The organism is Kitasatospora sp. NPDC089509, assembly GCF_044749365.1.
Lineage (GTDB): Bacteria > Actinomycetota > Actinomycetes > Streptomycetales > Streptomycetaceae > Kitasatospora.
In genome coordinates this window covers 440,262-458,674 of record NZ_JBIVHS010000002.1, presented here as the reverse complement: position 1 = coordinate 458,674, position 18,413 = coordinate 440,262, and the positions used below count along the sequence as shown (strand labels likewise).

Annotated in this window: 17 protein-coding genes; 9 read left to right on the top strand and 8 right to left on the bottom strand. The window is 74.3% G+C overall.

Translation table 11 applies throughout. The features are described 5' to 3' along the window. Nucleotides 1–15 precede the first annotated feature (15 nt). On the bottom strand, nt 16–1,377 hold the full coding sequence (locus ACIP4P_RS05565; protein ID WP_400915076.1) for an acyltransferase: 1,362 nt from the start codon (nt 1,375–1,377) through the stop codon (nt 16–18). A 239-nt stretch (nt 1,378–1,616) separates the two neighbouring features. Here ACIP4P_RS05565 and ACIP4P_RS05560 point away from each other — a divergent pair, with 239 nt between their 5' ends. The 4 genes from ACIP4P_RS05560 to ACIP4P_RS05545 all read left to right on the top strand — a co-directional run bounded on the left by ACIP4P_RS05560 (nt 1,617) and on the right by ACIP4P_RS05545 (nt 6,251). Then, nucleotides 1,617–3,995, top strand: a complete 2,379-nt coding sequence (locus ACIP4P_RS05560) for an FHA domain-containing protein (protein WP_400915074.1) — start codon at nt 1,617–1,619, stop codon at nt 3,993–3,995. Nucleotides 3,996–4,208: 213 nt separating this feature from the next. After that, nucleotides 4,209–4,835, top strand: coding sequence for a hypothetical protein (locus tag ACIP4P_RS05555; protein ID WP_400915072.1), 627 nt, complete (start codon nt 4,209–4,211; stop codon nt 4,833–4,835). Next, nucleotides 4,832–5,842, top strand: coding sequence for a serine/threonine-protein kinase (locus ACIP4P_RS05550; RefSeq protein WP_400915070.1), 1,011 nt, complete (start codon nt 4,832–4,834; stop codon nt 5,840–5,842). Before ACIP4P_RS05555 ends, ACIP4P_RS05550 begins: the two co-directional genes overlap by 4 nt. 34 nt (nt 5,843–5,876) lie before the next feature. Next, nucleotides 5,877–6,251, top strand: coding sequence for a DUF1304 domain-containing protein (locus ACIP4P_RS05545; protein WP_400915067.1), 375 nt, complete (start codon nt 5,877–5,879; stop codon nt 6,249–6,251). Between the two features lie 60 nt (nt 6,252–6,311). Here ACIP4P_RS05545 and ACIP4P_RS05540 read toward each other — a convergent pair whose 3' ends face one another. Next, nucleotides 6,312–7,655: a streptophobe family protein gene (locus tag ACIP4P_RS05540; RefSeq protein ID WP_400915064.1), complete on the bottom strand. Its 1,344-nt coding sequence runs from the start codon at nt 7,653–7,655 to the stop codon at nt 6,312–6,314. Between the two features lie 296 nt (nt 7,656–7,951). On the opposite strand from ACIP4P_RS05540, the gene ACIP4P_RS05535 reads away from it, so the two are divergent. Next, on the top strand, nt 7,952–9,613 hold the full coding sequence (locus ACIP4P_RS05535) for a DUF6777 domain-containing protein (protein ID WP_400915061.1): 1,662 nt from the start codon (nt 7,952–7,954) through the stop codon (nt 9,611–9,613). A 65-nt stretch (nt 9,614–9,678) separates the two neighbouring features. Here the strand turns inward: ACIP4P_RS05535 and ACIP4P_RS05530 are convergent, their stop codons facing one another. Then, nucleotides 9,679–10,122 (bottom strand): winged helix-turn-helix transcriptional regulator, encoded by a 444-nt coding sequence (locus tag ACIP4P_RS05530; protein ID WP_400915059.1) that lies wholly within the window; start codon nt 10,120–10,122, stop codon nt 9,679–9,681. Between the two features lie 128 nt (nt 10,123–10,250). On the opposite strand from ACIP4P_RS05530, the gene ACIP4P_RS05525 reads away from it, so the two are divergent. Further along, complete coding sequence (locus ACIP4P_RS05525; protein ID WP_400915056.1) at nt 10,251–11,534, top strand: MFS transporter; 1,284 nt, start codon at nt 10,251–10,253, stop codon at nt 11,532–11,534. Here the strand turns inward: ACIP4P_RS05525 and ACIP4P_RS05520 are convergent. After that, nucleotides 11,507–11,977: a DUF4259 domain-containing protein gene (locus ACIP4P_RS05520; protein ID WP_400915055.1), complete on the bottom strand. Its 471-nt coding sequence runs from the start codon at nt 11,975–11,977 to the stop codon at nt 11,507–11,509. The two genes, ACIP4P_RS05525 and ACIP4P_RS05520, sit on opposite strands and share 28 nt — an antisense overlap. Nucleotides 11,978–12,098: 121 nt before the next feature. Here ACIP4P_RS05520 and ACIP4P_RS05515 point away from each other — a divergent pair, with 121 nt between their 5' ends. Then, on the top strand, nt 12,099–12,944 hold the full coding sequence (locus tag ACIP4P_RS05515) for a nucleotidyltransferase (protein ID WP_400915054.1): 846 nt from the start codon (nt 12,099–12,101) through the stop codon (nt 12,942–12,944). 75 nt (nt 12,945–13,019) lie between these two features. Here the strand turns inward: ACIP4P_RS05515 and ACIP4P_RS05510 are convergent, their stop codons facing one another. Further along, a complete protein-coding gene (locus tag ACIP4P_RS05510) occupies nt 13,020–14,645 on the bottom strand; it encodes an LCP family protein (protein ID WP_400915052.1) in 1,626 nt (541 codons plus the stop codon). Continuing rightward, nucleotides 14,638–15,150 carry a DUF6542 domain-containing protein gene (locus ACIP4P_RS05505; protein ID WP_400915051.1) on the bottom strand — a complete coding sequence of 171 codons (513 nt, stop codon included), beginning with the start codon at nt 15,148–15,150 and terminating at the stop codon, nt 14,638–14,640. Before ACIP4P_RS05505 ends, ACIP4P_RS05510 begins: the two co-directional genes overlap by 8 nt. 320 nt (nt 15,151–15,470) lie before the next feature. Here ACIP4P_RS05505 and ACIP4P_RS05500 point away from each other — a divergent pair, with 320 nt between their 5' ends. Further along, nucleotides 15,471–15,677 carry an antitoxin gene (locus ACIP4P_RS05500; RefSeq protein ID WP_400915049.1) on the top strand — a complete coding sequence of 69 codons (207 nt, stop codon included), beginning with the start codon at nt 15,471–15,473 and terminating at the stop codon, nt 15,675–15,677. Nucleotides 15,678–15,760: 83 nt separating this feature from the next. Continuing rightward, nucleotides 15,761–16,453 carry a transglycosylase SLT domain-containing protein gene (locus tag ACIP4P_RS05495; RefSeq protein ID WP_400915046.1) on the top strand — a complete coding sequence of 231 codons (693 nt, stop codon included), beginning with the start codon at nt 15,761–15,763 and terminating at the stop codon, nt 16,451–16,453. Nucleotides 16,454–16,468: 15 nt separating this feature from the next. Here the strand turns inward: ACIP4P_RS05495 and galE are convergent, their stop codons facing one another. Continuing rightward, nucleotides 16,469–17,485 (bottom strand): UDP-glucose 4-epimerase GalE, encoded by a 1,017-nt coding sequence (galE, locus tag ACIP4P_RS05490; protein ID WP_400915043.1) that lies wholly within the window; start codon nt 17,483–17,485, stop codon nt 16,469–16,471. 195 nt (nt 17,486–17,680) lie between these two features. Next, a complete protein-coding gene (locus ACIP4P_RS05485) occupies nt 17,681–18,283 on the bottom strand; it encodes a hypothetical protein (protein ID WP_400915041.1) in 603 nt (200 codons plus the stop codon). Between the last annotated feature and the right edge of the window lie 130 nt (nt 18,284–18,413).

Here is an 18,413-nt window from a genome sequence, read left to right as displayed (position 1 = left end):
AGGCTGACGCCCGGTTCACACCACCTTCGGCAGCACCACCGCCGACCCGGGCGGCGCGTCGGCCGCCGTCCGGAACCGGTGCAGCGCCGCCCGGCCCTCCGCCCCGCGCACCCGGGCGGCGAGCCGGGCCGGCAGCACCACGGTGCTCAGGAAGCCCTCGCCGCGGTACCCCTCGACCGTCCAGCAGACCCAGGGGATCGGGTAGTTGGCGGCCGGGCTGAAGAACACCGGCCGCTGGCCCTGGAAGCTCACCCGATAGGCCCCGAAGCCGCTCCAGTTGGAGAAGCTGAACCGACGGGCCTGCGGATCGAAGCCCAGCGGCACGCACTCGCCCAGCCGGCCGCGGCCGAGCGCCGCCAGGAAGCCCAGGTTGGCCCGCAGGTTGAGGTGGGTGCTCGGGAACTCCTCGACCGCCGCCCGCAGTCGGCCGGCCAGCGCGGCCGGTCCGTCCTTCGGCCGGTGCGGCAGGTGCACCTCACTCAGCAGGTTGCCCAGCAGTTCGGGCGAAAGCCCCAGCCAGCGGCGGACGTTGACCGGGACGGTGAGCATCCGCTCGGCCGGGTCCTCGTCCAAGTCCCGCAGGGTGCTGACCAGATGGGCGCAGAGCACGTCGCCGGAGGACAGCCTGCGCCCGGCCGCGGCACCGAACTCCTCGCGCATCCGGGCGATTTCGGCGTCGGTGAAGGCGATCTGGACGGTCCGGTTGGCCCGCGGCCCGAGCGCCAGCTCGCGGGCCAACAGCTCCGCCTCCCCCGCCGACGGCACCCGGAAGCCGGGCCGTCCGCAGTCCTCCGCGGGCAGCACCGCGGCCAGCAACGCGTCCTGGTCGTCGACGAGTTCGGCCGCCGGGAGCGGCTCGCCCTCGACCGCCGCCGACCAGATCCGCAGCAGCAGCATGAAGCTGTTCAGATCGCCGATCGCATGGTGCCAGGAGCAGCCGAGCACCGTCCCGCCGTCGGCGGTGCGGGTCAGCCGTACGGTGAGCAGCGGGGCGCCGCCGGTGCGGGCGGCCGGGGCCGTCACCGGGTCGACCAGGTCGGTGCCGGCCGCGGTCACCCGGCCCATCGCCTCGGCCAGGGTGCCGTCGACGGTGTAGACCTCCAGCGGGACGCCGGAGTCGTCGCAGAGCGCCTCCAGCCGCTCCCCGTCGGCCTGCCGCACGGTGCGCAGCCGTCCGGCGAACACCGGCACCCGGCCCAGGGCGAGGGCCAGCCCGGCGGCGAGCCGGTCCTCGTCCAGCGGCTGCTCGAAGCACAGCACGACCGAGACGGAGAGGTCGGCGAGCATGGTGTCCATCAGGCCGAGCCGCAGCACCCGGTCGGTGGTCCGGCCGGCTCGCACGGTCCGGGAGCGGCGCAACTGCGGCCAGATCGTCATGGGTTCCCATCCGGAGTACGGCCTGCGGGCACGCCGGAGCCTAGTGCCGGGCCGAGGCAGTGGTCCAGTCCAATGTCAGGATCCGGAAGGGATGTCCGGGCCATGCCCAGGCGGTGTCCGGGCGAGGTCCGGGCCCGGTCCGGACGGGACGCCCCGCCGCGGTCCGGACGCGTGTCGGCGGGGGCCGGGAGGGCGGTCCGAGCACGCGGCCCGGGGAGGCCGACGATAGAATTCCCAGCATGGGACAGCGCCCCGGCGCACCCACCGCGCCGCCCCTCGTCCTGGTCACCGACCGCGACTCGCAGCTGATCGACCCGACCCACGCCTACCACCTGGGCCGCGACCCGACCAGTGAGATCGTGCTGGACGACCCCCGGGTCTCCTGGCACCACGCGGTGCTGCGCGCCACCGCGGGCCACTGGCTGCTGGAGGACGTCGGCAGCACCAACGGCACCTACGACCAGGGCCGCCGCGTCGACCGCGAGGACGTCGGCCCCGGCACCCGGCTGCGCTTCGGCGATCCGACCACCGGCCCGTCCGCGACCTTCGCCGGCCTGCCCGTCCCCGGCACCGACCAGACGGCCGACGAGCAGCCGACCCTGCTCGTCCCGGAGAGCTCCAACGTCTTCCGCAGCCCGAGCGCCGTCCTGGACCTGCCCGGCCCGACCGTGCGGATCGGCCGCTCGCCCGACAACGACCTGGTCCTGGACGACCTGCTGGTCTCCCGGCACCACGCCGAACTGCGCGAACTGCCCGACGGCCGCCACGAGATCGTCGACCTGGAGAGCCACAACGGCACCTACCTCAACGGCCACCCGGTACGGCGGGCCCCGATCGGCCCGGCCGACATCGTCGGCATCGGCCACGCCGAGTTCTGCCTGGTCGACGGCCGGCTGGTCGAGTACGACGACACCGGGGAGATCTCCCTGGACGTCCAGCACCTGGTCGTCCGGGTCGGCCCGGACCAGCGGGTGCTGCTGGACGACGTCGGCTTCCCGCTCACCGAGCGGACCCTGCTCGCGGTGGCCGGCCCGAGCGGCGCCGGCAAGTCCACCCTGCTCAACGCTCTCACCGGGCTGCGCCCCGCCGACGAGGGAACCGTGCTGTACGACGGCCGCGACCTCTACCACGACTACGCCGAGCTGCGCCGCCGGATCGGCCTCGTCCCCCAGGACGACATCCTGCACACCCAGCTGACCGTCCACCGCGCCCTGTCCTACGCCGCCGAGCTGCGCTTCCCCGGCGACACCGCGGCCGCCGAGCGCGAGGCCCGGGTCTCCGAGGTGATCCGTGAACTGGGGCTGGAGGAGCGGGGCGACCAGGTGATCGCCAGCCTCTCCGGCGGCCAGCGCAAGCGGGTCAGCATCGCGCTGGAGCTGCTCACCAAGCCCTCCCTGCTCTTCCTCGACGAGCCGACCTCCGGCCTGGACCCGGGCATGGAGCGCTCGGTGATGCGGATGCTGCGCGGACTGGCCGACGACGGCCGCACGGTGGTCGTGGTCACGCACAGCGTTCTGAGCCTCAACGTGTGCGACCGTCTGCTGGTACTCGCCCCCGGCGGCCGGACGGCCTACTACGGTCCGCCGACCGAGGCGCTGGCGTACTTCGGCGAGCAGGAGTGGCCGGAGGCCTTCGAGACCTTCGAGAGCGACGCCGAGGGAGTGTCCCAACAGCGGTTCCGCGCCTCGCCGCAGTACCGGCAGTACGTGACGGCCGAAGCCGCGCACCCGGCGCACCCACCGGTGGCCTCCGCCCCGGTGATCGGCCGGGAGAAGCCGCAGAGCTGGTTCTCCCAGCTGGGCACCCTGGTGCGCCGGTACGCCGCGGTGCTCGCCGCCGACCGGCTGTTCCTCACCGTGATGATCGCGCTGCCGTTCATCATCGGCCTGATGTGCCGGGCGATGGCCGGCTCACGCCTCACCGACGACAACGCCATCAACTGCCTGCTGACGCTCTGCCTCGGCGGGGTGCTGATCGGCTCGGCCAACGCGGTGCGCGAGGTGGTCAAGGAACGCGCGATCTACCGGCGGGAACGCGTGGTCGGGCTGTCCAGATCGGCCTACCTGGCCTCCAAGGTGGTGGTGCTCGGCATCGTCACGGCGACCCAGTCCGCGCTGCTGACCGTGGTCGGCCTGGCCGGGGTCGGGCTCACCGCACAGCCTCGGCCGAACGCCCCGCCGCCGGTGACCAGTGGCGTGCTGCTGCCCCAGCTGCCCGAGCTGATCATCGCGATCGCGCTGCTCGCCTTCACGTCGATGGTGCTCGGCCTGGTGGTCTCCGCGTTCGTCGGCAGGGAGGAGACCACGATGCCGTTGCTGGTGCTCCTCGCGATCGTCCAGGTCGTCTTCAGCGGCCTGATGCTCAAGCTGAACGGCGTGCCCGGACTGGAGCAGTTCGCCTGGCTGGTCCCGTCCCGATGGGGCCTGGCCGCGATGGCCCGCACCGTGGACCTGGGTCGGCTCGTCCTGCCCAGCCCGCTCACCGACGACCCGATGTACCGCCACGAGCGCACCGGTTGGCTGCTGGACCTGGCCGCCCTGGTCGGCCTCTCGACGGTCTACGGCATGGCGGTGCTCGCCCTGCTGCGGCGGCGCGAGCCGACGATCATGCGCAAGTAGCCGATCATGCGCGGGTGGCCGATCATGCGCGGGTGACCGTGATCGGGTAGCCGATCATGCGCGGGTAGCCGCCCCGGTGGCCGCCGGTAGAGTGGGAAGCGAACTGCGGTGTCAGTGCCGCACGCAGCCCCTGCCCTCCCGCTCCCCGCATCTCCCGCTGCGGTGCGACGGCCCCCGGCTCCGGCTCGCGCGGCGGAGGAAGTGTGGCCGCCCATGGACGAGTTCGCGTTCCGCCCCACCCATGTCGCCCCGCCGGGCGGACTGGCGAGTTGGGCGGCCCCGGACCCGGCGCAGCCGTCCACCCGGCTCGACCCGCTGCTGCCGGTCCGGCTGATCGCCGACCAGGGCGACTGGGCGCAGGTGCTGTGCTCCAACGGCTGGACGGCCTGGGTCGACGGCCGGCTGCTGGTCGCCCTCCCCCAGCCGCCACCCGCCGCGGGCGCTCCCCCGGCCCGCACCGCCGACCCGCGCCCTGCGCTCGCCGAGGCCGAGGCCGTGCTCGCCCGCCACCGCGCCCTGCTGGAGGACCTCGCCGCGGGCACCCTGGACCTGGAGGCCTTCCGGGAACGCACCCGCGGACTGCGGATCGGCCTGGTGGCGGACGGCGAGTCGCTCTGGGTGTTCGACCCGGTGCACGACCGCTGGTGCTACTGCGACGGGCTGCAGCTCCAGACCTACGCGGCCACCGACCGGCCCCGGGCCCGGGAGTCGACGGCCCCGGGGACGGCAGCGGGAGCGGCGGCAGCGACCTCGGCGGCGCAGACCTCGGCAGCGGCGACGTCGGCAGCGGCGACGCCGGAGGACGGCCCGTACGCCCCCACCCGGACCGGCGAGTCGTGATCCCCGCCGAGCCGTCCTCGCCACCGAGCCTGCCCGCGGGCCTGGTCGGGCAACGGGTGGCCGGCTACCGGCTGGAACGGGAGATCGGGCGCGGCGGCATGGCCGTGGTCTACCGGGCCAAGGACCTGCGGCTCGGCCGGACGGTCGCGGTCAAGCTGCTGGCGCCCGAGCTGGCCCGCAACGAGGTGTTCCGGCAGCGGTTCATGCACGAGTCCGAGGCCGCCGCCGGGATCGACCACCCGCACATCGTCCCGGTCTTCGAGGCCGGGGAGCACGACGGCATCCTCTACCTGGCGATGCGCTACGTCGAGGGCGGCGACCTGCGCGCCCTGATCAGCCGGGACGCCCCGCTGCCGATCGAGCGCACCGCCCGGCTGGCCCGGCAGATCGCCTCCGCGCTGGACGCCGCCCACGATCTCGGGCTGGTACACCGGGACGTCAAACCGGGCAACGTCCTGGTGGCCCCCGGCACCGACCGCGAACACCCCGAGCACCTGTACCTGGCGGACTTCGGGCTCACCAAGAAGTCCCTGTCGCTCAGCGGACTGACCAGCGTCGGCCAGATCGTCGGCACGCTCGACTACGCCGCGCCCGAGCAGATCTCCGGCCGGCCGCTGGACGGCCGCTGCGACCAGTACAGCCTCGGCTGCGTGGTCTTCGAGATGCTCGCCGGCACCCCGCCGTTCCGCCGGGAGAGCGACCTCGCGCTGCTCTGGGCCCACCTCAACGACCCGCCGCCCGAGCTGCGCCCGCACCGGCCGGACCTGCCCGGGGCGGTCCAGGCGGTGGTCGGCCGGGCGCTCGCCAAGGCACCCGAGGAGCGGTACGCGGACTGCCTCCGGTTCGTCGCCGAGCTGCGGGCGGCCGGGGACCCGGCCCGGTGGGCCGACGGCGGGCCGCCCACCCGGGTCGTCCCGGCCGTCGCCCGCGCCCCCGCCCCGGCGCCGCCGCCGGAGCCGCCCGCCTGGGCCGCCCCGGTCCTCCACCCGCCGTCCCGGGAACGTTAGGGCGTGTCCGACAAGCCCGAGGGAGCCACCGACCATGAACGCCGTGAGCCAGCTCTCCGCCATGCTCGCCGCCGCGATCCACCTGGTGGCGTGGCCGCTGGAGAGCTACCTGTACGGGCACCCGCGGGTGCGCTACCTGCTCACCGGCAGCACGGCGGACGCCCCGGAGGTCCGGCTGTGGCGGTTCAACGTCGGCTTCTACAACCTGTTCCTGGCGCTCGGCCTGGTCGCGGGCCTGGTCCTGCTGCACACCGGGCACTCCGGGTCGGGACGGCCGGTGATCCTCTACATCGCCGCCTTCATGGTGGCCGGCGGGATCACCCTGTTCGTCTCGGAGCCCAGGGTGTGGCGCGGTGCCCTCGCCCAGGCCGTCCCGGCGGCGGTCGTCCTGATCGCCGGACTGCTCTGAGGCGGGTCACGTCACCACGGCACGGCGACCGGCGGCACGGCGACCGGCGACCCGCCCCCGTCAGTCGCCGGTCTCCTCCGTCACCTCGCCGCGGTGCCGCACCCGGGCCGCCAGCAGCGCCCCGACCGCCCCGGTCACCAGCCCCCAGCCCGCTCCCAGCGGCACCGCCGTCCACAGCGCCGGGCGCAGCGTCAGGCTGCCGCTGCCCAGTGCCGCCACCGGGTTGTCGCCGCCGAGCACCGCGCCGAGGAGGTCCCCCAGCCCGCCCTGGCCCAGGCCGACGCCCAGCACGGACAGCCCGTAGGCGGCGTCCATCCGGGTCCACAGGCCGATCAGCAGCACGGTGACGGCGGTGGCCAGCGCGAAGCGGACGGCGTGCTGCCAGAGCCGGACGGTGCGCGGGGAGCGGCGGGCGGCGAGGAAGGCGGCGGTGATCAGCAGGACGGCGGCCAGCGGCAGCAGCCACCAGCTGCGCGCGTCGTGGTCGGCCAGGGTGCCGAGGTCGATGGTGGCCTGCTTCCCGCCGGGGGCGCGCAGCACCGCGCTGAGCGGCTTGGGGACGGGCAGTCCGAGCGCGCCGACCAGGTGGCCGTACCAGGTGGCGCCGAGGCCGATGCCGAAGGCCAGCCAGACCAGGTCGGGCAGCGCGAGCAGCAGCACGGCCAGGATCTGCCGGGCGTTGCCGTGCACGATCGCCGTGACGACACCGGCCACGGCGCCGATCGCCAGGTACGCCAGCAGCACCGTCCAGAGCGCGAACGCGGCCGGGCGGACGGCGAGTTGGTAGCGCAGCAGCCCGCGCGGCAGCGGCGCCCGCCGGGACACCGCGAAGACCGCCGCGAACACCAGCAGCAGCCAGGCCAGCCCGATGCCGATCGTGGTGGCGCCCTCCGCGTGGAAGCCGATGTCCGGGGTGAGCCCGAGTGCACCGCCGATGGTCTGCGCCAGGCTGCCGCCGATCTCGACTGTGAAGGTGTGCTTGGCGGTGACGGTGATCACCACCAGCGCGATCAGCCAGAGCACCACCACCCGGGCGATCCGGCCGAGCAGTTCGCCGCCCCCGGCGACCGCGCGGAAGCGCAGTTGACGCAGGAACACCTCGGCCATCACCACCGCGCCGACCAGGGAGACGGTCAGCGGCATCGCGTTGACCCCGGCGTCCACGGCGGCGAAACTGCCCGCGCCGCCGTCGAGTTGGACGGATCCGCCGACGGCCAGCGCCAGCGTCGCGGCAAGCACGGGCGGGAAGCCGCCCTCCGGCAGGCCGTCGGCGCCGGCCAGCCAGAGACCGAGCGCGGCCACCGCCGCCATCGCGACGAGCCCGGCCAGCACCACGGCGAGCGCGTCCAGCCAACCGCGGACGGCTCCGGGCGGGCCGGCCGCCGCGGTGGTGGGCTGCTGCATACCGCCTCCTCTGCTCGGATCCCGCTGTTCGGATCCCGCTGCACGGGTTCCTCTGCACGGGTCCCGCTGCTCGGGTCCTGGTGACCGGATCCCGGTGCTCGACCCCTGGGAACGGATCCCGGTCGCCGAACGGCGCCGGTCCGTTCCCAGGGTGACCGACCACCGCACGGCACGCTCGGCGACGGCGGTGCCACCTGCTGTTGCGGCGAACGGGGTACGGGGGGAGAAATGGAACCCAGTGGCAGGAGCCTCCCGTGTCGGCCGTTCCCCCCGGCCGCCTGCGAAACGGAGCCTCGATGAGTTCCCAACCACCTCCCCCCGGCCCGCCGAGCGAGCCGCCCCACGGACCGCCCTCCGGTCCGCCGTCCGGCCCGCTGGCCGGTTCGCCGTCGGGCGGCGGGCGATCCGGACCGCCGTCCGTACCGCCGCCCTCGGGACCGTCCGGGCCGGCCTCCGGCGGTGCGGGCGACGGCGGCCGTGGCCCGGGCACGCCCTGGTGGCGCTCCGGGAAGGCCCTGTCGGTGGCGGCGGGCGTGGTGGTGGCGGCCGTGGTGGCGACCGTGCTGGTCGTCACCAACCAGGGCGGCAAGAACCAGGCCGTCCCGACCGCCAACGAGGTGGCCCTGCAGGCCCCGGCCGACGCCGGTCCGGACCCGTTCACCCCTTCGGTGGAAACCCAGGGGATGAGCGCCCCCGCCCCCGCGCCCACCGGCACCGCCCCGACCGGCACGGCGACGGCGCAGCCGGGCGGCGCGCCGAGGAGCGCCTCGCCGGCCGTCCTGCACAGCGTGGAGGGCAGCTCCGCCGGGCTGTACGGCGGGACGATGAGCCGGCCCAGCTGTGACACCGAGCGGCTGATCGGCATGGTGCAGAGCGGCGAGGCAGGGCAGGCCTGGGCCTCGGCGGCCGGCATCGAGCAGTCCGCCGTCCCGGGCTACCTGCGCTCGCTGACCTCGGCGTACCTGCGGGCGGACACCCGGGTGACCAATCACAGCTACAAGAGCGGCGCCGTGGTCGAGTTCCAGTCCGCCCTGCAGGCGGGCACCGCCGTGCTGGTGGATGCCCAGGGCGTGCCCCGGGTGCGGTGCGCCTGCGGCAACCCGTTGAAGCCGCCGGTGCTGATCAGCGACGCCACGTACACCGGCAAGGCCTGGGCGGGCTTCCAGCCGACCACGCTGATCGTGGTGGTACCGGCGCCGCGGGCGGTGACCGAGATCGTCCTGGTGAACGTCGAGACCGGCGGCTGGTTCTCCCGGCTGACCGGGCGGGTCGACGTGGTGGACCGGCACGTCGGTCCGCCGACGGGTCCGCTGGTCCCGGGCGTGCCGCCGCCGGTGCCGTGGAAGCCGACCGTGCCGACGGCGGGAGCCTCGACCTCCACGGCGTCCACGTCCACCACGTCCACGGCACCGTCCACGTCCGGCTCCTCCGGCGCCTCGTCCGGGACCGGAACGGCGACCGGTTCGGGCCCGGCCACCTCCGGATCGACGTCCTCGGGTGCGACCACCTCCTCCGGATCGACGTCCTCCGGGACCTCCTCCTCCGGGTCGGCGTCCACCGGGACCTCGACGGGGACCGGCTCGGCCACCGCCTCCACCGGTTCCTCCCCGGCGAACCCGACCGAGCACTCGGCGACCGCCGAGACCTCGGCCGCGTCCACCGGCACCTCCGCCGGCACGTCGTCCGCCGGGGGTCCGGGCACGCCGACCACCAAGCCCCCGACCGCTAAGCCCCCGACGGCGACGACCGTCACGACCGCAGCCACGACCAACGGCGGCACCGCGACCGGGGTGACCACCACGCCGAACGCACCCCTCGCGACCTGCGCCACCGCGGCCCCGTCGACCCTGCCGCCCTGCCCGGCGGCGACCGGCGCCACCGGCCCGACCGTTACGCCCGGCGCGCCCCGCGAGAACAGCTCGTCCGGCGGGAACGGTTCGTCCGGCACCACGCCCTGACCCGGGCCCGCGCCCGGCTCCCCCGCCGCCACCGTCCGACCGTCGGCCGGTGGCGGCGGCACGTCTCAGGGCAGCAGCACCTTCGCGTCCTCGGGCCCCAGCAACCGCCCGTCCGCCGCGTGCACCTCCACCGGGGCGACCGGTGCGCCCGAGGCGCGGTCGACCAGCCGGGCCCTGGGCTCGCCCTCGGTGAAGAACCACTGGTCGCCCCACTGCCGCAGCGCGGTGATCACCGGGAACAGGGCGCGCCCCTTCTCGGTGAGGACGTACTCCTGGTACGGACTGCCGTCGGCGGCCGGGGCGAGTTCGAACACGCCGTTGGCGACCAGGTTGGCGAGCCGCGCCGAGAGGATGTTCTTCGCCAGCCCCAGGTTCTTCTGGAACTGCCCGAAGCGGCGCAGCCCGTCGAAGGCGTCACGGACGATCAGCAGCGTCCAGCCGTCGCCGACCACGTCGAGCGGGCGGGCGACCGGGCAGGCCGATTCCTCGTGCGTGGTCCGTTTCGGCACGTCTTGCCACCTCTCAGCCGGTCGGCGCCCAGCGTACCGCCGGACTTGCGGTTGCTTATTGAAACCAGGATATGCCAGGGTGAAGCGGTAGCACTTTGAAACCACTGCCCATCGAGGGGTTCCCGCCCATGACCTCCCCCAGCTGCCCGGACCTGGCCACCTCCGACACCACCTCCACCTCCACCTCTGCCACCTCCTCCGCCGGAGCCGCCCCGCCGACCCCGGTGACCCCGGCGACCCCCGGCCTGTCACCGGCCGTCGCCTGGCTGCTCTCCGTCACCTGCGGCCTGGCCGTCGCCAACGTCTACTACTCCCAGCCGCTGCTGGACCTGATCGCCCGGGACTTCGGCATCGACCCGGCCGCCATCGGCCTGGTCGGCACCCTGACCCAGGTCGGCTACGCGATCGGCCTGCTGCTGCTCGTCCCGCTCGGCGACCACGTCGACCGCCGCACCCTGGCCACCGCCCAACTCGCCCTCTCCGTGCTCGCCCTCCTCGCCGTCGCACTCGCCCCCTCCGCCGCGCTGCTGCTCGCCGCGATGGCCGCCGTGGGCGTCCTCGCGGTGGTGGCCCAGGTGGTCGTCGCCCACTCCGCCTCGCTCGCCGCGCCCGGCGACCAGGGCCGGGTGGTCGGCACCGTCACCAGCGGCATCGTGGTCGGCATCCTGCTCGCCCGCACCGTGGCCGGGACGATCGGCGACCTGGCCGGCTGGCGCGCCGTCTACCTGGTCTCCGCCGTCGCGACCGGCGCGATGGCCTTCGCCGTCGCGGCCGCCCTCCCGCCCGAGCGCCGCCGCGCCGCCGACCGGATCACCGGACGGACCGGCTACCTGCGGCTGGTCGGCTCGGTGTTCACGCTGTTCGCCGAGGAGCGTGTGCTGCGCGTCCGGGCCGTGCTCGCCCTGCTCACCTTCACCTCCGTCACCGTCCTGCTCACGCCGATGGTCCTGCCGCTCGCCGCACCGCCCTTCGAGCTCAGCCACACCGAGATCGGCCTGTTCGGGCTGGCCGGGGCCGCCGGGGCCCTCGGCGCCGGGTACGCGGGCCGCCAGGCCGACCGCGGCCACGCCGAACGCACCGCCGGCGTCGGCCTGGCGGCCATGCTCGTCGCCTGGCTCCCGGCCGCGCTGCTGCCGCACTCGGTGTGGTGGCTGGTGCTCGCCGTGATCGTGATCGACTACGGCCTCCAGTCCGTGCACGTGGTCAACCAACACCTCCTCTACCAAATCCGTCCCGAGGCCCGGAGCCGGCTGACCGCGGGCTACATGCTGCTCTACTCCGCCGGCTGCGGAGCGGGCGCGATCGCCTCCACCGTGGCGTACGACCACGGCGGTTGGACCGCCGTCTGCCTGCTCGGCGCCGCCACCAGCCTCGCCGCGCTCGTCTACTGGTCCGCCACGAAGCGGAGTTGACTCTCCGCCGCACCCGCACCCGCACCCGCACCCGCCGGGACGCCCTGCGCGAGCACCTCGCGCAGGGCGCGGATCCCCTGCCGCCAGGCCGGGCCGGAGCCCGACTCGTCCCAGAGCTCGGCCGACTCCGACTCCTCCGCCACCACCCGGTCCAACGCCGCGACCGCGAGCGGGCGCAACCCGGCGGGCAGCGCGGGTATCGGCTCGTCGGGGCCGTACGCCGTCGTCACCGCCGGACCGCCCAGGCACTGCGCGGCGACCAGCGCCGCGGCCGCGACGGCCGCCACGCCCTCGTCACCGTCGAGGTACTCCGGCCCCCGGGCGGCGCGCTCCAGCGCCGCCCGGACGAGCTCCACCCGCTCGCCCGGGGCAGCCTCGTCGAGCTCGCCCGCGAAATCCGCCGCGGTGTCATTGTCGAAATGACCGATGTCCCAGGTGCCCATGGGAATTCCCTTCGTGTTCGTGTGCGATGGATGCTGGCACACGGCACCGACAATCCGACCCGACGTCAACTGCGCGCAATATTCGCTGGCCGTCACCCCGGCGAACGGGCACAGTGCCCCCATGATCGGAACAGGACTGGACGAGGACGGCTGCATCGCGCGCGAGGGCTCGCTGGAGCGGGTCACGGCGGAGTACGCCCCGGTGGTCGACGCCGCCCGGGCGCGGATCGCCGCCGCCTTCGGCCCTGCCCGGCTGCACAGCGCCTACCTGTACGGCAGCATCCCGCGCGGCACCGCGATCCCCGGTGTCTCCGACCTCGACCTGCTGCTCGCCCTGCACCGCCCGCCCACCCCGGACGACCGGGCCGCGGCCGACGCCCTCGAAGCCGCGCTCGACGCCGCCTTCCCGCAGATCGACGGCGTCGGCGTGCTGCTGTTCGACACCACCACGCTGCTCAGCGAGTTGGAGCGGCACGACCTGGGCTGGTTCCTCGCCTGTCTGTGCACCCCGCTGCTCGGCGAGGACCTGGCCGGGCAACTCCCCCGCTACCGCCCGACCTCACTGCTCGCCCGCGAGACCAACGGCGACCTCGCGCTCGCGCTCCCCCGCTGGCGCGAGCGGCTGGCCGCCGCGAGGCCGGGCGGCGGGAGGCCGGGCGCCGCCGCTGCCGAGGGGGAACTCCGGGCGCTCAGCCGGGCCGTGTCCCGACGGCTGGTCCGCACCGGCTTCACCCTGGTCATGCCCCGCTGGAACGGCTGGACCAGCGACCTCACCGCCTCCGCCGAGGCCTTCGCCGCCCACTACCCCGACCGCGCCGACCAGATGCGCCTGGCCGCGGCCGTCGCCCGCACCCCCACCACCGACCACGCCGTGCTGGCCGCCCTCATCGACGACCTGGCGCCCTGGCTCGCCGCCGAGTACACCGCCGTACACGGCACGAAGGCACCCCGCCCGGAGGCGACTTGACCGAACCGACCGAACCGACCGGTACGACCGAACCGACAGAACCGACCGGTACGACCCAGCCGGTCGGCCCCCGGCTCAGTCCACGCAGGGGATCCCGCCGGCCTTCACCGCCGGCCCCTGCATCGGCAGCCCCGCGGCCGGGTCGGCCGAGCCGTCGGCCGGGGCCGAGGCGCCCGCCGAGGGCGCGGCCGGGGTGGGGCTCGGGGTCCGGGTGACGGCGAGGGTGAGCACCACGTGGCCCGCCGCGACCGCCGAGGACGGCACGGCGGTGACGCCGTAGCGGCCGGCGAGCGCCTGGGCGTCGGCCTTGGCGCCGCTGCCGTAGGTCACCGTGGTGGCACGGGTCCGGGCCGGGGCGTCGCCGATCCGGCCCGCCTGGTAGCCGAGTTCGACCAGGGCCTTGGACTCGGTGGAGGCGGCACCCGCCCCCGCCGCCGCATTGACGTCGACCACGGACTTGGGCGCGGCGCCGGCCGAGGGGGTAGGGGCCGCCGTCTCGCTCGGGGCGGCGCCGGACGCCGCCTGGGCCGGGGCGGCCGGCGTCTGGTCCCGGTTGAACAGCTGCCGGACGATCTTCTTGATCAGGTCCGGGTTGACGGTGTTGACCTCCTGCCCGCCGACGGTCTTGAACCCGGTGATCGGCAGGGTGTTGAACTCGACGTTGCCGCCGGTGAGGTTGGGCGCCTGCTGGGCGAAGTCGAGGATGTTCCACTCGTTGTCGATCACGACGTCCTTCTTCACCACCCCGAACAGCTTCTGCATCTGCCCGAAGTCGTTGAGGATGCCCTGCTGCTTGAGCTTGTACTCGACGGAGGAGATGAACGCCTGCTGCCGGTGGGTGCGGTCGAGGTCACCGTTGGTGAGGTGGTGGCGCTGACGGACGAAGGAGAGCGCCTGGGCGGCGTCCAGCGAGCTGATCCCGGCGGGGAGTTTGAGGCCGGTGCCGCCGCCCTCGTGGGTGGCGGTCCGGGCGATGATCGGATCGTCGACCGGGTGGTTGAGGCAGACCTGGATCGGCTCGACCGCCTTGGCGATGTCGTAGAACCCGATCAGGTTGACCTCGGCGAAGTGGTCGATCGGGACGTCCAGGAAGCTCTGCACGGTCTGGATGGTGGCCGAGCGGCCCGCCTCCCGGCTCTGCCGCTCCAGGTCGGCCTTGGACAGGCCCTTGCCGGTGAGCTTGGCCTCGGCGGCCTCCTTGGCGATGCCGTAGGCCTCCTTGATCTTGTGCATCTTGCCGTCGGCGCCGACGGTCTGGACGTAGTCGTCGCGCGGGACGGAGAGCGCGGTGACCTTGCCGCCGTTGGCCGGGATGTGCAGCACGATCAGGGCGTTGGTGTTGTAGCCGCCGATCTCGCTGGAACCGGCGTGCAGTTCGTCCTCGACGAACTGCTTGGGCAGGTCGTTGCCGTCCATGTCCTTGCGGCTGTCCAGGCCGATCAGCAGCAGGTTGACGGACTTGTCCAGGTGCGCCGGGGCGTTCTTCTTCGCCTCGCTCAGCGCGCCGGACTTGATCATGCCGTCGTCCAGGCTGCGGTACTCGTACCAGGTGAAGCCGCTGGCGCCGAGCACGGCGACCGAGACGGTGCAGGCCAGGGTGCGGCCGGCCACGGTCAGCGGGACCGAACCGCGGCGCGGGCTCCGGCCACGGGGCCGCTTGGACGGGCCGGGTCGTCGGGGGCGGTCGGGGCGCTCAACCACGGCGGCCCCTTCCGTTCGGGCCACCGGCCGCCCTCGCGGGCCTGCGACGGTCGAGCACCACGCGCACCACGATCACCAGCAGCGCGACGGCCACCGCCTCCGCCATCACCGGGAACGCGCCGACCACCCAGCGCACCGCGCCGGTGCCCAGGCCCTTGCCCTGGTACTTCTCCGGGTTGGCGGCGAACTCCACGCCCGAGGCGCTGAGCAGCACCACCAGCGGGGCGCCGGTCACCACCCACCAGCGCCCGGTCCGGCTACACAGCGCGGCCGCGATGCCGGTGCCGAGCACCGCGCCGACCGCGAACAGGATGCCGACCCCGGGACCGCCCAGCTCGTCCGCCATCCCGCCGAGCAGCGGCAGCCCGACCGCCGCGAACAGGGCCACCAGTCCGCCGCGCCGACGGGCCTGCTGCCTGCGGCGCGAGGCCCCGGCACGCTGGGCGCGGGCGTCCCGCGACCGGTCCGGGTCGCCACCGGCCGCGCGGGAGCGCTGGGCGGGCACGGCAGGGTCCTCGGTGCGAGGTCCCGCGTCCTGGTACGGCGTTCTCGCCCGCTGGCCGGCCATGCGCACTTCCCTCGATCGTTGCGGCTGTGGCGGCGCGACCGCGCCACCGCTCGTGCCGGGACGCCATCCGTCCTGTGGCGGTACCCGCCGTCTACAGGCCCGTAGAGGCTGGTGTGGAGCATACAAACCCATTTCAGCAAAGTCACCCGCCGCCGATCCGCGACGGCGGACCGACCGGCGGGCCGTCGTTAAGATGACCATGATCCCCGCCACGTCGGCACACCAACAGGAACGCATCAGAGGAGTAGAGCGTCACCATGTTTGAAAGTCTTAAGAACCTCGCGGACAAGGCCACCGACCTCGCCCGTGAGCACAGCGGCGTGCTCGGGCAGGGCCTGGAGAAGGTCGGCGACGCGATCGACGACCGCACGGACGGCAAGTACAGCGGGCAGATCGACACCGGCGTCGAGAAGGCGAAGGACTTCCTGCGCAACCTCGACGGGGACCACAAGTCCGCCGAATAGGACCGGACGTGCCCCCCGGGAGGCACGGTCGACCGTACGGCGATCGAACTGGATGACGGGCGAACGGGGAGGGACCGGCAGCGGTGGGCGAGGAGCAGAAGGGACCGCGCTGGGGGCGCTGGATCGTGATCGGCGTCCTGGCCGCAGCCGGCTGGGGCATCGTCCGCAGCGGGGGCCACGAGCCCGGGGCCGGATCGGCGGCGTCCTCCGCGTCACCCTCCGCCGGCGCCTCCCCGTCGTCCGACGCCGCCCCGGGTACGGCCCCGTCAGCGGCCCCCGCCAAGCCCTCCGGCCGCTACGACCCGGCCGACTACGCGGCACCGGTGCGCCAGTACGCCGCCGAGGCCGGGGTCAACCCCCAGCTGCTGATGGCGATCCTCTACAACGAGTCGTACAAGCCGCACGACCCGGACTTCGAACGGGCCTGGCAGCGCGGCAAGCCGGACGCCTCCTTCGGCATCGCCAACATGCACCGCGCCGCCTTCGACGACACCAAGCCGGGCCGCCCGTTCGCCTCCCGCCACTGGGAGGAGCTGCCGGACGACCGCAACCTGGCCGTCCAGGCCGCCGCCTGGCACCTCCACGACCTCGCCGACCAGCTCCCCGGCCGGATCGGCGCCCCGTTGAACAAGGACGAACTGCTCGCCCTCGGCTACAACGCCGGGGCGGGCAACATGCTCGCCTTCGCCCGGGGCGTCAAGATCGGCCCGCAGGCACAGTCCTACCTGGACCGGCTGCACGACAACTGGGCGAAGTCCGGCGAGGCCGTGAAGTAAGAGGTAGGACAGGGCCTAGTTCGCGGCCAGTTGGGCGGCCCACTTGGTGCGCCAGGCGAGCGCGTCCGCGACGCCCTCGGCGAGGGTGCGCTGCGGCGTCCAGTCGAGCAGGTCGCGGGCGGTGTCCACGGCGGCGTAGCAGCCGATCACGTCGCCCGGGCGCGGCCCGGCCTCGCGGACGTCCAGCTTGGCGCCGACGGCCTGTTCGAAGGCGGCGACCAGTTCGCGGACGGTGGTGCCCTCGCCCGTGCCGACGTTGATCGGCCGGTAGCGGTCGGCGGCGTCGGGGGCGATCACCTCGTCGAACCGGAGCAGCGCCGCGACGTGCGCCTCGGCGAGGTCCTGGACGTGGATGTAGTCGCGGATGCCGGAGCCGTCCCTGGTCTCCCAGTCGACGCCGGTGACGGTGAACGGGGTGCCGTAGGTGTGCGCCTCGATCAGCTTGCCGAGGGCGTGGCTGGGGTTGAGGTTCTGCAGCCCGGTGCGCATCCGGGAGTCCGCGCCGATCGGATTGAAGTACCGCAGGGAGATGACCCGCTGCTGCTCGGCGCCCTCGCCCCGGGTCCAGTCCTGGAGCACCTGCTCCATCATCAGCTTGGTGCGCGCGTACGGGCTGTTGGCCTCGACCGCGGAGGCCTCGTCGACCCGGCCGTCCGGGGTGGGCGCGTAGATCGAGGCGGAGCTGCTGAACACCACCCGGGTGCAACCGTGGCGCTGCAGGGCGTCCAGCAGCTCGACGGTCTTCGCGACGTTCTCCCGGTAGTAGAACAGCGGCTTGGCCACCGACTCCGGGACGACGATCCTGGCCGCGCAGTGCACGGTGGCGTCGATGTCCGGGTGCTCGGTGAAGATCCGCTCCAGCAGCGCGGCGTCGGCGATGTCGCCGCCGTAGAAGACGCGGTTCGCCACGAACTCGGCACGGCCCTTGGACAGATCGTCCAGGACGACCGGGGTGATGCCCCGGTCGAGCAGGGCCGAGGCCACCGTGCTGCCGATGAAGCCGGCGCCGCCGGTGATCAGGACCTTCCTCATGCGGTTGCTCCCTTGCGATCGGCCGGACGTCCCGTGACGCCCGGTGACCGGTCTGACGTACTTCGTGCGCCTCCGGTTCCCGACTTGCCGTGCGGCCTGGATCACGGACCGGCCGGCACCGCCGCACCGCACGGGTGTTCGCCGGTGCGGCGGGCGGACGGCGATCGGGCGGCGATCGGGCATCGGGACGGGCCGTCAGCGGCGGGCGCGGCCACGGAGCCAGAAGCCGGTGGCGACCAGCAGGACGGCGGCGGTGGCGGTGGCGATGGCGGCCCAGGTGGTGACGTCGTCGGTGGTCTCGTGGACGGGCGCGGCGGAGGTGGCCGCGGCGGCGACCACGGACGGGCCCGGCACCGCGGGCGGGGCGGGGGTGTTGGTGGTGGAGGCCGCCACCGCGTCCAAGGGCGACGGGTCGCTGATCGCCGCCGCCTCGACGTCGAGTTCGCGCTCGCCGTGGCCCAGCGAGGGGAAGGCGCAGTCGACGGCGATCTTCCAGTGCCCGGCGGGCAGCAGCTCCCGGGTGGTGTACGTCCCCGGCCGGCCCGGCACCGCGACCAGCCGCCAGGGGCCGACGGTGCGGCCGTCGGCGGCGGTCGCGGAGAGCGTGCCGGCGAAGTCCTCGGTGACCGGGTCGTGGTCGTTCTCCCAGGTCGCGACGGTGCTGACCCGGCCGTTCTGCTGGTCGGCGACATCCAGGTGGACGGTGTCGCCGTGGGCGGCGGCGGGCACGGCGGCGGGCAGGACGGTCAGGGCGGCGAGGGCGAGGGAGGAGAGCAGCGGGCGGATGCGGATTCGCATGAGGGGCGGTCCTCGGGCGGTGGGGGGTGAGGGTGAGGGGGCTACGGCGCGGGGTGCGGCCGCCGTCGGGTGGTGGCGGCCGCACCCGTCGTGCGGGTGGAACGGGCTTGCGCGGTGAAGGACTTCGGGT

What these genes read in the sequence shown, in the direction of transcription:
- ACIP4P_RS05520 (WP_400915055.1), bottom strand. Translation starts at nt 11,977, where the DNA reads ATGGGCACCTGGGACATCGGTCATTTCGACAATGACACCGCGGCGGAT.
- ACIP4P_RS05540 (WP_400915064.1), bottom strand. Translation starts at nt 7,655, where the DNA reads ATGCAGCAGCCCACCACCGCGGCGGCCGGCCCGCCCGGAGCCGTCCGC.
- ACIP4P_RS05555 (WP_400915072.1), top strand. Translation starts at nt 4,209, where the DNA reads ATGGACGAGTTCGCGTTCCGCCCCACCCATGTCGCCCCGCCGGGCGGA.
- ACIP4P_RS05545 (WP_400915067.1), top strand. Translation starts at nt 5,877, where the DNA reads ATGAACGCCGTGAGCCAGCTCTCCGCCATGCTCGCCGCCGCGATCCAC.
- ACIP4P_RS05500 (WP_400915049.1), top strand. Translation starts at nt 15,471, where the DNA reads ATGTTTGAAAGTCTTAAGAACCTCGCGGACAAGGCCACCGACCTCGCC.
- ACIP4P_RS05525 (WP_400915056.1), top strand. Translation starts at nt 10,251, where the DNA reads ATGACCTCCCCCAGCTGCCCGGACCTGGCCACCTCCGACACCACCTCC.
- ACIP4P_RS05515 (WP_400915054.1), top strand. Translation starts at nt 12,099, where the DNA reads ATGATCGGAACAGGACTGGACGAGGACGGCTGCATCGCGCGCGAGGGC.
- ACIP4P_RS05535 (WP_400915061.1), top strand. Translation starts at nt 7,952, where the DNA reads ATGAGTTCCCAACCACCTCCCCCCGGCCCGCCGAGCGAGCCGCCCCAC.
- ACIP4P_RS05565 (WP_400915076.1), bottom strand. Translation starts at nt 1,377, where the DNA reads ATGACGATCTGGCCGCAGTTGCGCCGCTCCCGGACCGTGCGAGCCGGC.
- galE (WP_400915043.1), bottom strand. Translation starts at nt 17,485, where the DNA reads ATGAGGAAGGTCCTGATCACCGGCGGCGCCGGCTTCATCGGCAGCACG.
- ACIP4P_RS05560 (WP_400915074.1), top strand. Translation starts at nt 1,617, where the DNA reads ATGGGACAGCGCCCCGGCGCACCCACCGCGCCGCCCCTCGTCCTGGTC.
- ACIP4P_RS05485 (WP_400915041.1), bottom strand. Translation starts at nt 18,283, where the DNA reads ATGCGAATCCGCATCCGCCCGCTGCTCTCCTCCCTCGCCCTCGCCGCC.